The sequence below is a fragment of the Mucilaginibacter celer genome, from assembly GCF_003576455.2.
In the GTDB taxonomy this organism is placed as follows: Bacteria; Bacteroidota; Bacteroidia; order Sphingobacteriales; family Sphingobacteriaceae; genus Mucilaginibacter; species Mucilaginibacter celer.
Genome location: NZ_CP032869.1, coordinates 4584209 through 4599551, shown reverse-complemented (window position 1 = coordinate 4599551; position 15343 = coordinate 4584209). Strand labels below are relative to the sequence as shown.

The following is a 15343-nucleotide window of genomic DNA, read 5'->3' as shown; positions in this document are numbered from 1 at the left end:
CCCGGGCCGCAGGCAACGCCATAATTCAGTTGGCAGTTTTTAGTTTGCAGCTGGCAGTTGATTGTCTGAATCAGAATTTACAGAATTTTAGAATTAGCAGAATGTTATTGAAGTAATAAATTCTGAGAATTTTTTTAAACTGAAAATTTTGATTCAGACTTTTTTTATTCTGCTCATTCCTTAATTCCCCTAAATTCCGGTTCAGACGAATATTCTGCTCATTCTATCATTCTGAAAATTCTGATTCAGACATTAAATCTGGGATTTTCTCCCACTTTAAAACACATTTTTAATTTACGGCTACGATTAGCTTTAACTACCTGTTTTTTAGGGTTTTTAAAAAAAAATCACAGCCGAAAAAAACTATCAAAAACCCAAAACCAAGCTCGCTAAAAATTGTTGAAAACTTTTAGTGGGGTAAAGTGGTAAGAAGTGGTAAAAGTATTTACTTTTACAGTTAAAAAATTGCCCAAGTCATATAATGTCGTTTCTAACCGGTGAATTTGAGTGTAAGCTTGATCCTAAATTTAGGATGATGATACCGGCTGGCCTAAAGAAAAAGCTCCCCGAGCTTGAAACTGAAGGCCTGGTGATCAATCGCGGGTTTGAAAAATACCTTGTTATATACACTAAAAAGGAATGGGATAAACGACTTGAGGAACTAAGCAAACTTAATGAATACGAAGAGGATAATATAGCCTTTATACGATATTTTACCCGCGGCGCTACCGAGCTTGTGCCCGATGCTGCCGGCAGGGTACTGCTGCCGAAGTTTTTACTGGAGTATGCAGGTATAAAAGGGGAAGTGGTGCTGGCTTGCCAGCTGAATAAAATTGAGGTTTGGGATGCCGATACGCACCGCAAACTGATGGATGATGAACCGGCAAGTTTTGGCGCGCTGGCAAAAAGGGTAATGGGCAACAAAAGTAAGGAGCAGGAATGAGTGAGTACCATGTACCGGTAATGCTGGCGGAGTGCATTGAAGGGTTGAATATTGATCCGGATGGCACTTATGTAGATGTGACTTTTGGGGGTGGCGGCCACTCGCGCGAGATCATGAAGCACTTAGGGCCAAAAGGCAGGCTGATTGCTTTTGACCAGGATGCCGACGCGCAGCGGAATTTGATTGATGACGAACGTTTTGTTTTTGTTGATCAGAATTTCAGGTACCTCAAAAACTTTTGCCGCCTGCACGATGCGCTCCCGGTGAACGGGATCCTTGCCGATCTGGGTGTATCATCGCATCAGTTTGATGAGGCCGAAAGGGGCTTTTCCATCCGGTTTGATGCCGAGTTGGATATGCGTATGAACCAGTTAAGCGATTTAACTGCAAAGCAGGTGGTAAATACCTATTCGGTAGCCGATCTGCACCGGATTTTTGGCATTTACGGCGAAATCCAGAACGCGAAATCGCTGGCTGAAACTATTGCTACTGCGAGGTTGAACGCACCGATCACTACGATTGCCGATTTGAAAAATGTGATCAGTAACCGCATCCCGAAAGGGAAAGAAAATAAATACCTGGCGCAGGTTTTTCAGGCGCTGAGGATAGAGGTTAACCAGGAGCTGGAAGCGCTGAAGGATTTTTTGATGCAATCGGCAGAGGTACTGGCACCGGGTGGCAGGTTGGTGGTAATGTCGTACCACTCGCTGGAAGACAGGCTGGTAAAAAACTTCATCGCCAAAGGTAAGTTCAGCGGCGAGGTGGAGAAGGATTTTTACGGAAATGATAATAAACCGCTTGATGCTGTAAGTCGCGGGGCAATAACGGCATCGGCAGAAGAGATAGTTAACAATAATAGGGCACGGAGCGCTAAGTTAAGGATAGCTGTAAAAAAATGAGTAACCGTTTACGTACAGAAATTCAGGAAGAGGGAGAAGTGGAGGAGATTGTTGATGAGCGGCCTGTAAGGGACCTGCCCGATAATCTGTTTACACAAGTACTCAAAAAAGGCTTTCTCACTACCGAGAGGGCTACCAATGCTTTGCCCTTTGTGTTGTACCTGGCCTTTTTGGGCATGGTATATATTGGTAACATGCACCTGGCCGAAAAATCGGTGCGGGAAATTGACGCGCTTAATAAGGAGGTGAAAGAGCTGGGCTGGGATTATAAATCATCCAAAGCCGACCTGGCCTTCAAAAGCACACTCACCGAAGTAGGGAAACGGGCCGATACACTGGGGCTAAGCCAGTCGGTCGATCCTCCGGTAAAGATAACAGTAAAGGAGGTGGCTAATGGGAATTAGGACTAACATACTGCTCAGGGTTTATATAGCCTTCGGGCTTATTTTGTTTTTTGCGCTTGCTGTAGTGGTGCAACTTTGCCGTGTGCAATTTGTACAGGGCGACAAGTGGAAAGCCATGGCTGCCGACCTGTCCGCCCAATACCAAACTGTTGAAGCAGCGCGTGGAAATATTTTTTCGGTAGATGGAAGCCTGCTGGCTACCTCGGTACCGGAATATGAATTGCACATGGATATGCTTGCCGGCGGTATAGCTGCCGATACAGCTTTCAATAACCATATTGATGAACTGGCTGCCAAGCTTTCTGGTATGTTTAAAGACCGCTCGGCAAGGGAGTACGCACGTATTTTGCGTGATGCCCGTGCGGATAGCTCACGTTACCAGCTGATCAGGAGGAAAGTATCCTACCAGGATCTGAAGAAGATCCGCCAGTTCCCCATTTTTAATATGGGCAAGTATAAAGGTGGCTTGATCGTGATCCAGAAAAATAAACGCATCCGTCCGTTCCAGTCGTTGGCTGCACGTACTATCGGATATAAAAATGAAAATGTGAACAACCCGGTAGGTTTGGAAGGTGCTTTCTCAACCTACATTGATGGCGAAAGCGGCAGGCGTTTAATGCAACGCATTCCTGGTGGTACCTGGATGCCGGTTGATGATGACGATGAAATAGCGCCTAAAGATGGTGCCGATATCATTTCAACCATCAACGTAAACTTCCAGGATGTTGCGCAGGATGCTTTGAAGAAACAACTGATAAAAAGTGCTGCCGACCATGGTTGTGTGGTATTGATGGAAGTGGCCACCGGCGAGATCCGGGCTATTGCCAATTATACCCGTACCAAAGATGGCGACTATGCCGAGTTGATGAACTATGCCATCAGCAACGCTATCGATCCGGGTTCGACCTTCAAGCTGGCATCGTACATGACGCTGTTGGATCAGCATAAAATTGATACCAGTACCATTATCAATGCTGAGGGCGGTAAATACAAATTCCCGAAAGGGCCAACCATTACCGATACCGAGCACGATAATTACGAAATGTCGGTAAAACGCGCGTTCGAAGAATCATCAAACGTAGCCGCAGCAAAACTGGTTGATAAGTTTTATCATAATAACCCATGGCAGTACATCAATAAACTGTACGAGTACCACTTGAACCAAAAGCTGGGCTTACAGATAAAAGGTGAAGGCCAGCCGGTAATTAAAAACCCATCAAACCGCAGCTGGAATAAAAACTATAGCCTGCCCGAGATGGCTTACGGCTACGAAATGAATATTACGCCGTTGCAGATGTTAACCTATTACAACGCGGTTGCCAACAACGGTAAAATGATAGCGCCGCTGCTGGTTCGTGAAATTCGCCGTTTAGGTAACCCTATCGAGCAGTTCCAGGCCAGGGTAATTAACGAGCAGATCTGTTCGGAGCAAACTTTGGGTAAGGTTCGTGGCATGCTGGAAGGTGTGGTGATGAATGGTACCGGTAAAAACGTAATTAAAAATAAACTATACAGCGTTGCCGGTAAAACCGGTACGGCGCAGGTTGCAAACGGTACTAAAGGTTATAAGGATAAAAAATATCAGGCATCGTTTTGCGGTTACTTCCCGGCAGATAAGCCTAAATATTCGATGATTGTGGTGGTTAATAACCCTACACAGGGCGATTATTTGGCGGCTAAAGTTGCCGGTCCGGTGTTTAGGGAAGTTGCCGATAGGGTTTATGCCAACGATCTGGATATTAACCAAACCCCGCAAACCCGTTTTGTAGGCAACACCATTATGCCGCAGATAAAACAGGGCAACCTGAAGGCATTAAAAAGGGTGTACAGCAAATTGGGTGTTAAACCTTTGTACGCATCGGCAAACAGCAGTGTTGATACCAGCGATGGTATCCCTTACGAAGGGGTAAAATATAAAAGCGGCACCGTGCCATCAGTAACAGGTATGGGCCTGAGCGACGCGCTATATGCAATGGGTAACGCGGGATATAAAGTAACAGTACGCGGAAGCGGCATTGTTACCACCCAGTCGGTTACCGGTGGAAGTGTAATACCAAAAGGATCAAAAATAACAATAGAACTGCAATGAGGTATTTAAGCGATATAATTGACGGACTGGCCTTCACCGAATTGCAGGGAAGTGCCGATGTGGAGATCACCGCGATAGCGTTCGACTCGAGGAAAGTAATTCCGGGTGCGATGTTCGTTGCCGTGAAAGGTACTGTTGTTGATGGGCACGATTATATTGAACAGGCCATCAAAAACGGTGCTATAGCTGTTATCTGCGAAGATCTGCCGGCTCACACTACCGGGGAGGTTGATTTCCTGATGGTAGCCGATTCGGCAGTGGCTTTAGGTATTGTATCTGCTAATTTTTACGATAACCCATCGCATCAATTAAAACTGGTTGGCGTAACCGGTACCAATGGTAAAACCACCATTGCTACGCTGCTTTACCAGTTGTTCAGGGATTTAGGTTACAAATGCGGTTTGCTATCAACAGTTGAGAACCAGATCAACGGCAAAGTGATCCCATCAACCCATACCACACCCGATCCTATCGAACTGAACAGCCTGCTTGCTGATATGGTAGATAGCGGTTGCGATTATTGTTTTATGGAAGTTAGTTCGCATGCCATTTCGCAAAAGCGCATTGAGCATTTGGTATTTGCAGGCGGCGTGTTCACTAACCTAACGCATGATCACTTGGATTATCATAAAACATTTTTGAGGTATTTAAATGCCAAAAAAGAGTTTTTTGATGGCTTGCCTAAAAACGCTTTCGCACTTACCAATAGCGATGATAAAAACGGTAATGTGATGCTGCAAAATACATCGGCCCACAAAAAAAGCTATGGCCTAAAAACCATGGCCGATTATAAAGCCCGCATCCTCGAAAACCAGTTTAGCGGTTTGCTGCTGCAAATTGATGGCGAGGAAGTTTGGTTTAAAATGGTGGGCACCTTCAACGCCTATAATTTATTAGGTGTTTATGCTACCGCGATGTTACTGGAGCAGGACAAAGCCAAAGTGCTAACCAGCTTAAGCAAACTAACCGGTGCCGAAGGCCGCTTTGAATACATCACCGCGCCAAATAAAGTAGTGGGTATTGTGGATTACGCCCACACACCCGATGCCGTGCAAAATGTGTTAAGTACCATCCACGATATTCGCAAAGGAAACGAAAAGGTAATAACCGTAATAGGCTGCGGCGGCGACAGGGATAAAACCAAACGCCCAATCATGGCCAAAACTGCCTGCGAGTGGAGCGACAAAGTGATCCTTACCTCAGATAATCCGCGTACCGAAGATCCGGCGCAGATCATCAAAGAAATGGAAGAGGGTGTAGACCCGGCATTTAAACGCCACACGGTAAGCATCATCGACAGGCACGAGGCTATTAAAACAGCCTGCATGCTGGCTAATCCTGGAGATATCATTTTGGTAGCCGGTAAAGGCCACGAGAATTACCAGGAAATAAACGGAGTGAAAAACCACTTCGATGACATGGAAGAGCTGGAAAGTCAATTTAAAGACTTGATTTGATGATGTGCAGATTTCAGATGTGCAAATGTGCAGATGATGAATTGAATGATTTTGAATTAAATGAATTGAATAAAAAGATATGAGCGATAAACCAAATTTGATAGTCGATTTGACATTTAACTTCTCTCTAAAGATCATCGAGTTTACAGAAGAACTTGAGGAGCGTAGGAAGTTTAATATGGCGAATCAGCTTTTCAGAAGCGGTACATCAATCGGAGCAAATGTTTCTGAAGCTCAGGGCGCGGAAAGCAGGGGCGATTTTAGGCATAAATGTAAAATAGCCTACAAGGAAGCTGAAGAAACAAGGTATTGGTTGAAATTATGTCAGTTTGCTAAAAATTATCCTTTTATACAGGAACTGCTTGATGACATAGACTCAATCGTGAAGGTTTTGGGGAAGATAATATCATCAACCCATTAATAGATAACAAGAGAGAAATTAAAACATTAAAAAATAACTCGCAAATCTGTAAGATCTAAAATGAGCAAATCAATCATCTGCACATTTGAAATCTGCACATCTGCACATCAATAACGCAATGTTGTATTACCTGTTTAATTACTTAAGCAAAAATTACAGTATCCCGGGGATAGGTGTGTTTCAATACATCACTTTCCGCACAGCGATGGCTGTAATTACATCGTTGCTGATCACCACGGTTTATGGTCGCCGGTTAATTGATTACCTGCGTTTTAAGCAAGTTGGCGAAACTGTAAGGAATTTGGGTTTGGAAGGCCAGATGCAAAAATCGGGCACGCCTACTATGGGTGGTATCATCATTTTGCTGGGTATCCTTGTGCCAACGCTGCTTTTTGCAAAACTGGAAAATGTGTATGTAATCCTGATGATTATCACTACCATCTGGTTAGGCGCTATCGGTTTCCTCGACGATTACATTAAAGTATTTAAAAAGAATAAAGAAGGTCTGGCAGGCAGGTTTAAAATTGTTGGCCAGGTTGGTTTATCATTGATTGTTGGTTGGACCATGTATTTTAACAGCAATATCATTATCCGCCAGGAGGTGGTTTTGCCCGTTAAATCGGACGCCCCGGTTGAGTATCATATCAAAGCCGGAAAACCGGTTTATACACAGGATGTGCACTCCACCAAAACCACTATGCCTTTTTATAAAAACAACGAGTTTGATTATGCCAAGGTATTAAAGTTTTTAGGCGGAGGTTATGAGCAATACGCGCTGGTGGTGTTCCTGTTTTTCATGATCATCATTATCACCTTCATCTCCAACGGGGCAAACATAACCGATGGTATCGACGGTTTGGCGACGGGTACATCGGCTATTATCGGTATTACGCTGGCTATCCTGGCCTACGTATCAGGTAACACGGTAATTGCCGACTACCTTAATATCATGTACATCCCCAACTCGGGCGAGCTGGTAATTTTTGCCGGTGCCTTTGTTGGTGCCTGCGTGGGCTTTTTGTGGTACAACTCATACCCGGCACAGGTGTTTATGGGCGATACCGGCAGTTTGGCTATCGGTGGTATTATAGCGGTATTTGCAATCATGATCCGTAAGGAACTGATGTTGCCACTATTGTGCGGCATTTTCCTGATCGAGAATTTCTCGGTAATTATCCAGGTATCATGGTTCAAGTACACCAAAAAGAAATTTGGTGAAGGTCGCAGGGTGTTTTTAATGGCCCCGCTGCACCACCACTATCAAAAGAAAGGTTTCCACGAAGCAAAAATTGTTACCCGCTTCTGGATCATCTGTATAATACTGGCGATAGTGACGGTGATAACGTTGAAACTTCGTTAGTGGTTAGAGGCTGGAGATTAGAGGTTAGGGGAAGGTAAGAGATTAGCGATTGGAGATTAAAGGTTAAGGAAGGCAAGAGATTAGAGGTCTGAGATTAGAGATTAGACAAGAAGTAAATCGGTGATATCAATAAAATCACCCCAAAAAGAAATCGGTGTAATCACCAAAAAATCGGTGTAATCCCAAAAGAAAAAAGAAATGAACCACGATAACAACAACAAAGACGCAAATCAAAAGCACCCCCTTCAGGGGGCGGGGGGGGCTGTACGCCTTGTTGTCCTCGGTGCCGGAGAAAGTGGTGCTGGTGCGGCTTACCTTGCCAAGCAGCAAGGCTTTGATGTTTTTGTGTCGGATTTTGGGGCTATTGCTGATAATTATAAAAAACAACTTGAAGAATGGGCTATCCCGTTTGAAGAGAAACAACATACTGAAGAACTGATACTGAACGCGGCCGAAGTGATCAAAAGTCCCGGAATACCGGATAAGGCACCGATCATCAAGAAGCTGAAAGAAAAAGGGATTCCTGTTATATCCGAAATTGAGTTTGCCGGGAGGTACACTGATGCTAAAATCATCGGCATAACGGGATCAAACGGTAAAACTACAACCAGCAGTCTCACCTACCACATTTTGCATGAGGCAGGTGTAAACGTTGGTTTGGCAGGCAACATAGGCAAAAGCTTCGCCTACCAGGTAGCTACCGAAAAGTTTGAGTGGTATGTGCTGGAGCTAAGCAGCTTTATGCTGGATGATATGTTCAAATTTAAGGTTGATGTAGCCGTACTGCTGAACATAACGCCCGACCACCTGGACCGTTACGATTATAAAATGGGAAACTACGTGGCATCCAAGTTCAGGATAACGCAGAACCAAACCGCTGCCGATTATTTCATTTACTGTGTCGACGACCCGGAAACAGTAACCGGAATGAAGGAGCGAACGTTCGGGGCCCAGCTGTTACCGTTTTCCATACAGCAAAAATTTGAACCGGGCGCATACCTGGACGAGAACGAAAATATTGTTATAAACACCAAACAAGCACATTTTACAATGTCAATTCAAGAACTGGCCCTGCAAGGCAAACACAACATTTACAACTCAATGGCATCGGGTATTGTAGCAAAAGTGTTGGAACTGCGCAACGAAACGATGAGAGAGAGCATGGGCAATTTCAAAGCCATTGAGCACCGACTGGAGTTTGTTGCCAACATCTCCGGCATCCGCTTCATCAACGATTCGAAAGCTACCAACGTTAACTCAACCTGGTATGCTTTAGAAAGTATGACCAGCGATGTGGTGCTGATTTTAGGCGGCGTTGACAAAGGAAATGATTACAGCATGCTTGATGATTTGGTGAAAAGCAAGGTAAAAGCCATAGTGTGCTTAGGCAAAGATAACCGCCGTATCCATGAAGCATTCGACGATATGGTGGAGATCATTGTAAACACATCATCAGCCCAGGAAGCGGCACAGGTAGCCTATCACCTGGCCACTAAAGGCGATACCGTATTGCTATCACCAGCCTGCGCCAGCTTCGATCTGTTTAAAAACTACGAAGACCGCGGCAGGCAGTTTAAGTTGGCAGTGAGAGAATTGTAAAATAGTTCATAGTTGATAGTTCATAGATCATAGTAGAAAAATAAAGGCCATGATCTATGAACCATTAACCATGAACCCAAAGAAATAAGTTATGCATAGGATATTAAACAACACAAAAGGAGATCGCTGGATATGGCTTATAGTCATCCTGCTTTCTGTTATATCCTTGTTGGCGGTATATAGTTCGGTGGCTACGCTGGCCTTTAAACAGGGCAAGGGCGTGGAGATCCTGCTCATGAAGCACATATTCATGATTTTGGGAGGTATTGTGCTGATGTACGTTTCGCATAAACTGGATTACCGTTATTACGCAGGCATCTCGAAGGTAATGATGATCGTTACCATTCCTTTGCTGTTGTATACACTGGTTTTTGGCAGCCACATCAATAATGCCAGCAGGTGGATAGCCATTCCCGGAACTGGATTAAGCTTCCAGACATCGGATTTGGCTAAACTGGCTTTGATCACCTACCTGGCCCGTACACTATCGCGTAAGCAGGAAAATATAAAGGATGTGAAAGAATCATTCCTGCCTATCATGGGTTCGGTGTGTTTGGTGTTTATCCTGATCGCTTTGGCCAACCTTTCAACAGCATTGATGCTGTTTGGGGTTAGCATATTGTTGCTGATCATCGGTCGTATCAGTATCAGGCAAATTGCCATTACCTGCGGGGCGGGTTTGATATTGCTTTTGGGCGTAATATTCCTGGGGCCAAGGCGCCATACTTATATATCGCGTGTTAACGTGTTTTTACACCCGGAACTGGCAAAGGCTGATAAATCATTCCAGAGCGATCATGCTAAAATAGCCATCGCCAGCGGAGGCATTTTTGGCAAAGGCCCCGGCAACAGTACCGAAAGAAATTACCTTCCCGAGTCGTACTCGGATGAGATCTATGCCATCATTATTGAAGAATATGGTTTGGTTGGAGGGTTGACAGTAGTAGGGATCTATTTGTTCCTGCTGTATCGGTGTATAAAAATTGTAACCAAAGCGCCTAAAGCCTTTGGTGCTTTACTGGCTTGCGGTTTAAGCTTCAGCTTAACCATTCAGGCTTTTGCCAATATGGCTGTGGCGGTTGGTTTAGGCCCGGTAACAGGTGTGCCGTTGCCATTGGTAAGTATGGGTGGTACATCGATATTGTTTACCAGCATAGCGTTCGGGATCATCCTTTCTGTAAGTAAGGATATTGAAGAAGGTAAAAAAGAAAAAAGCGAACCGAAACGAGATAACACGGGGCCGAATAAAATTATAGTGGGCGAGATCAGGACGGCATAGGTTAGTGATCAGAGGTTGGAGAACAGAGATTAGTTGATAATAAATAAGTAAATAAAAAGCATGTCAAAAAGGATAATCATAAGCGGTGGCGGAACAGGAGGACACATCTTCCCGGCTATCTCTATTGCCAATGCTTTGAAAGCTATCGACCCAAATACCGAGATCCTTTTTGTGGGTGCCAATGGCCGCATGGAAATGGAAAAAGTGCCGGCGGCGGGTTATAAAATTATCGGTCTGGATATCCAGGGCATACAGCGTGGTTCCATCAAAAAAAACCTGATGTTCCCGGTTAAGCTGGCCAAAAGCGTGCTTACGGCTATCAAAATTATTAAAGATTTTAAGCCAGATGCAGCGGTGGGTGTTGGTGGTTATGCTTCCGGTCCGCTGTTGTACGCTGCTTCGCTAAAAAACATACCATACCTCATACAAGAGCAAAACTCGTATGCGGGTATTACCAATAAATGGTTGGGCAAGCATGCCAAAAAAATATGTGTGGCCTTTGATGGTATGGAGAAGTTCTTCCCTATGGATAGAATCATCAAAACCGGCAACCCAATCCGTAAAGACGCGGTGAACATTGCCGGTAAGCACAACCAGGCTTTGGAGTTATATAGCCTGTCGGCCTTTAAAAAAACGATACTGGTAACCGGCGGCAGCCTTGGCGCGCGTACGCTGAACAACAGTATCATGAACGGTATTGATAAATTGCTGGCGGCCGATGTACAGGTGATATGGCAAACCGGCAAGTTTTATTATAAAGGGATAATTGAAAAGTTAGGTGAAAATTATCATCCTAATTTACAGATCAGGGAGTTTTTAACCCGTATGGATCTGGCTTATGCCGCTGCCGATATCATCATATCACGTGCCGGTGCCGGAACCATAGCCGAACTGTGCGTGATTAAAAAACCGGTGATCCTGGTGCCTTCGCCAAATGTGGCCGAAGATCATCAAACAAAAAACGCTTTGGCGCTGGTACATGAAAACGCCGCCGTATTTGTGGCCGACCGTGATGCCGAAGCTAAACTGGTAGACAGGGCGCTGGAATTATTAGCAGACCGCGACCTGCAAAAAAAATTGAGCAATAACATTGCGCAGATGGCTATGCCAAATGCCGATGAAACTATAGCAAAGGAACTTATCCAAATTATAAGTAACAATTAAAATGATGGTGCTCCTCTTGCAAAAGAGGAACACCTTTTTTAAACAAAAGGAAAATGGAACTGCACGATATAAAAAGGGTTTACCTGATTGGCATAGGCGGCATCGGTATGAGCGGCCTGGCACGCTATTTCCATCATTTGGGTTGCATTGTTTGCGGATATGATAAAACAGAAACTGAGTTAACCAGTCAGTTACACAACGAAGGCATCCAGATAGTTTTTGAAGATCATGCGGAGTATATCCACATGAGTTTTCAGAAACCATGTAACGATACGCTGATCATTTATACGCCGGCGGTACCTAAGGATTCGCACATCGTTAATTACTTTAAAAATCACGGGTTCGAGTTATTCAAACGCTCGCAGGTTTTAGGTTTGATCAGTAAAAGTTCTTATACAATCGCTGTTGCTGGTACGCATGGTAAAACCACTACCTCAACTATGGTGGCGCATTTGCTAAAGGCATCGGGTAATGATTGTTCGGCTTTTCTGGGTGGTATTTCATCAAACTACCAAACCAATGTGCTGTATGGCAGCAATAACGTAATGGTGGTTGAAGCTGATGAGTACGACCGCTCGTTTTTAACGCTGTATCCTGATGTGGCTATCATCACATCGATGGATGCCGACCATTTGGATATTTATGGCGATCATGCGCATTTAACCGAATCGTTTAAGTTGTTCGCTTCGCAGATAAAACCGGGGGGTACGCTGGTGCATAAAAATGGTTTGCCTTTAGATGAAGGTTATACCTATGCCTTTGAAGATGCAACCGCGGATGCCCACGCATCGAACGTTAGGATCATCGATGGCGATTTTTACTTTGATTACAACAGCGCCACGGTAAACATTTCCGATATCAGGATGGGTATTGCCGGTACGCACAATATAGAAAACGCCGTGGCAGCAATCGAGGCTGTGCTGAAACTGGATATCGCTCCGGCGGATATTAAAGCGGCGCTGGCATCATTCAGAGGCGTTAAACGCAGGTTTGAATACATTGTTAAAACGCCTAAGCATATTTATATAGATGATTATGCGCATCACCCCGAAGAATTGAGGGCTTGTATATCATCCATAAAAAGGTTGTATCCGGCTAAAAAATTAACAGCCATATTTCAGCCGCACCTGTACACCCGCACCCGCGATTTTGCGGATGGTTTTGCCGAGGTGCTGGACATGGTTGATGAGCTGATACTGCTGGAGATTTACCCCGCACGCGAACTGCCTATTGAAGGTGTTAACTCGCAAATGCTGCTTAACCGCATGCAGTTGCCGAACAAAAAGATATTAAGTAAAGAGGCCGCGGTAGCCGCGATAGCTGCCGAAAAGCCAGAACTGTTATTAACTGTAGGCGCCGGTGATATTGATACACTGGTGAACCCATTAAAACAAGTATTGATCAATGAATAAAAAACTCATTTGGAAGCGCCTGCTGATAGGTTGTGCCTGGGTAATATGCCTGGGTGGCCTTGTGGTGCTGATGGGTTTTATTGAAACAAAAAAGGCAGATGTGGTTTGCACCGCGGTTAACGTAAGCATCCCCGGCGGCCAGTATTTTATTGATAAGCAGGAAGTAGATCATATTATTGAAGCCGAAGGCCGGTCATTAGTGGGCAGAAGGATTGAGAATATCGATATCCAGGCGTTGGAAGATAAACTGAAAGCAAACCCTTTCATCGAGTTTGCCAAGGTTTATGCCGAAATGGATGGTGTGTTACAGGTAGAGGTTAGCCAGCGCCAGCCGATACTGCGTATCATGAATCATTATGATATGGATTTTTATGTAGATCAACATGGTTTAAAAATTCCGCTATCGCAAAACTTTACCGCAAGGGTATTGGTGGCCAATGGCTTTATTGAGGAGTTGTTTACCAACCGTGTAGATTCACTGCATACAAGGCTGGCAAAAGATCTGTTTAAAACGGCAGATTACATCCGCAAAGATTCGCTTTGGGACGCGCAGATAGCGCAGATGTACGTGAACGCCAACCGCGAGATCGAACTGATCCCTCGTGTGGGTAACCAAAGGATTTTAATAGGCAATGCAGATTCGCTCGGCATTAAACTGAACAACCTGCAGGCCTTTTACAAACAGGTATTGCCGCGCGTTGGCTGGGATACCTACAGGATAATAAACGTAAAATATACCAACCAGGTAATCGGTATAAAAAATGAAAATATAAAAGCCGATTCGGCCAAAGCAGCTAATGCTGCCAAAACAGATTCAGCTAAAATGAAGAAGGATACATCTCAAATTAAATTGTAATATGGACAAAAGCTCAACTCAGGAAAAAAGTTCGCCAATTGTAGTAGGATTGGATATCGGGACTACCAAGATATGCGCTATAGTTGGGCGCAGGAGCAGGAACGGAAAAATTGAGGTATTAGGTATTGGCAAAGCCGAATCTGCGGGTGTAACGCGCGGTGTGGTTTCAAATATAGATAAAACAGTACAGGGTATCCTGCAGTCGGTTGATATTGCCGGCTCACAATCAAACGTTGAGGTGAGGGTGGTGAACGTGGGCATTGCAGGCCAGCATATTAAAAGCTTGCAGCACCGCGGTTTAATAACCCGCAGGGATCTGCAAACAGAAATCAGCCGTAAGGATATTGATAAGCTGATTGAGGATATGTACAACCTGGTGATGCCTCCGGGCGAGGAAATTATCCACGTACTACCACAGGAGTTTACCGTAGATAACGAGCCGGGTATTAAAGATCCTATCGGTATGGCTGGTGTTAGGTTGGAAGCCAACTTCCATATCATATCGGGCCAGGTTACGGCCATTAAAAACATTGTAAAATGTGTTAACAAAGCCAGTCTGGAAAGCCAGGAACTGATACTGGAACCGTTGGCATCTTCGGAATCTGTATTGAGCGAAGAAGAAAAAGAAGCCGGTGTGGTATTGGTGGATATTGGTGGTGGTACTACCGATGTGGCCATCTTTCACGAAGGTATCATCCGTCATACAGCGGTTATCCCATTCGGTGGTAACAGCGTGACTGAGGATATCCGCGAAGGCTGTTCTGTAATGCGCAACATTGCCGAGCAATTGAAAGTAAGGTTTGGATCGGCTTTGGCTGATGAAAATAAAGAGAACGAGATTGTTTGCGTTCCGGGATTGCGTGGCCGCGAACCTAAAGAGATCTCGGTTAAAAACCTGGCTTATGTGATCCAGGCCCGTATGGAAGAGATTGTAGAGCATGTTTACTACGAGATCAAATCATCGGGTTATGAGAAAAAACTAATTGCCGGCATTGTGATAACAGGCGGTGGTGCCCAGTTAAAACACCTGCGCCAGTTGGTGGAATTTGTTACCGGTTTAGATTGCCGCGTGGGCTACCCCACAGAGCACCTGGCCAAAAACGAAGTGCTGCCAAAAAACACTTACGAAGAATTACAAAGCCCAACTTTTGCCACCGGCATAGGTTTGCTGATAAAAGGTATCCAGAAAATGGAGTACATGAATGAAGCAATCCCGGCCGAAGTAAAAACGGTTAAGCCAAAATACGATGCTAAAAATAAAGAAGGCGGCTTGTTAGACAGGCTGCTGAAAAAAAGCATCACATTTATTAAGGATGACATTAAGGATGAGGACTTTCTGAAGTAATAATTATTCACAACAGTTAAACTTTTACACATTGCTCACAAATGTGGAAAAACCTTGTTGAAAAAGTGTTATTATTACGATGGTAAAATCTAATGTTGGTTGATTTACATATAGC

The 15343-nt window shown here is 44.5% G+C and carries 13 protein-coding genes; all 13 read left to right on the top strand.

Annotated elements, in window-relative coordinates:
- Window positions 1-481: 481 nt before the first annotated feature.
- The 13 genes from HYN43_RS18705 to ftsA all read left to right on the top strand — a co-directional run bounded on the left by HYN43_RS18705 (window position 482) and on the right by ftsA (window position 15228).
- Window positions 482-943, top strand: a complete 462-nt coding sequence (locus HYN43_RS18705; RefSeq protein ID WP_119410789.1) for a division/cell wall cluster transcriptional repressor MraZ — start codon at window positions 482-484, stop codon at window positions 941-943.
- On the top strand, window positions 940-1842 hold the full coding sequence (rsmH, locus tag HYN43_RS18700; protein ID WP_119410788.1) for a 16S rRNA (cytosine(1402)-N(4))-methyltransferase RsmH: 903 nt from the start codon (window positions 940-942) through the stop codon (window positions 1840-1842). Before HYN43_RS18705 ends, rsmH begins: the two co-directional genes overlap by 4 nt.
- Window positions 1839-2246 carry an FtsL-like putative cell division protein gene (locus tag HYN43_RS18695; protein ID WP_119410787.1) on the top strand — a complete coding sequence of 136 codons (408 nt, stop codon included), beginning with the start codon at window positions 1839-1841 and terminating at the stop codon, window positions 2244-2246. Before rsmH ends, HYN43_RS18695 begins: the two co-directional genes overlap by 4 nt.
- Entirely contained in the window at window positions 2236-4335 is a 2100-nt protein-coding gene (locus tag HYN43_RS18690) for a penicillin-binding protein (RefSeq protein WP_119410786.1), read from the top strand. Before HYN43_RS18695 ends, HYN43_RS18690 begins: the two co-directional genes overlap by 11 nt.
- Entirely contained in the window at window positions 4332-5792 is a 1461-nt protein-coding gene (locus HYN43_RS18685; protein ID WP_119410785.1) for a UDP-N-acetylmuramoyl-L-alanyl-D-glutamate--2,6-diaminopimelate ligase, read from the top strand. The genes HYN43_RS18690 and HYN43_RS18685 overlap by 4 nt, the downstream gene beginning before the upstream one ends.
- A 79-nt stretch (window positions 5793-5871) precedes the next feature.
- Window positions 5872-6213: a four helix bundle protein gene (locus HYN43_RS18680; RefSeq protein ID WP_119410784.1), complete on the top strand. Its 342-nt coding sequence runs from the start codon at window positions 5872-5874 to the stop codon at window positions 6211-6213.
- A 118-nt stretch (window positions 6214-6331) separates the two neighbouring features.
- Window positions 6332-7573: a phospho-N-acetylmuramoyl-pentapeptide-transferase gene (gene mraY, locus HYN43_RS18675; RefSeq protein WP_119410783.1), complete on the top strand. Its 1242-nt coding sequence runs from the start codon at window positions 6332-6334 to the stop codon at window positions 7571-7573.
- A gap of 198 nt (window positions 7574-7771) precedes the next feature.
- Window positions 7772-9172, top strand: coding sequence for a UDP-N-acetylmuramoyl-L-alanine--D-glutamate ligase (murD, locus tag HYN43_RS18670; protein ID WP_119410782.1), 1401 nt, complete (start codon window positions 7772-7774; stop codon window positions 9170-9172).
- 91 nt (window positions 9173-9263) lie between these two features.
- Window positions 9264-10451, top strand: coding sequence for an FtsW/RodA/SpoVE family cell cycle protein (locus HYN43_RS18665; RefSeq protein WP_119410781.1), 1188 nt, complete (start codon window positions 9264-9266; stop codon window positions 10449-10451).
- A gap of 60 nt (window positions 10452-10511) precedes the next feature.
- On the top strand, window positions 10512-11615 hold the full coding sequence (gene murG / locus HYN43_RS18660; protein WP_119410780.1) for an undecaprenyldiphospho-muramoylpentapeptide beta-N-acetylglucosaminyltransferase: 1104 nt from the start codon (window positions 10512-10514) through the stop codon (window positions 11613-11615).
- A gap of 53 nt (window positions 11616-11668) precedes the next feature.
- Window positions 11669-13027, top strand: coding sequence for a UDP-N-acetylmuramate--L-alanine ligase (gene murC, locus HYN43_RS18655; RefSeq protein ID WP_119410779.1), 1359 nt, complete (start codon window positions 11669-11671; stop codon window positions 13025-13027).
- Window positions 13020-13883 carry a cell division protein FtsQ/DivIB gene (locus tag HYN43_RS18650; RefSeq protein WP_119410778.1) on the top strand — a complete coding sequence of 288 codons (864 nt, stop codon included), beginning with the start codon at window positions 13020-13022 and terminating at the stop codon, window positions 13881-13883. The genes murC and HYN43_RS18650 overlap by 8 nt, the downstream gene beginning before the upstream one ends.
- Before the next feature lies 1 nt (window position 13884).
- Entirely contained in the window at window positions 13885-15228 is a 1344-nt protein-coding gene (gene ftsA, locus HYN43_RS18645) for a cell division protein FtsA (protein ID WP_119410777.1), read from the top strand.
- Window positions 15229-15343: the final 115 nt, after the last annotated feature.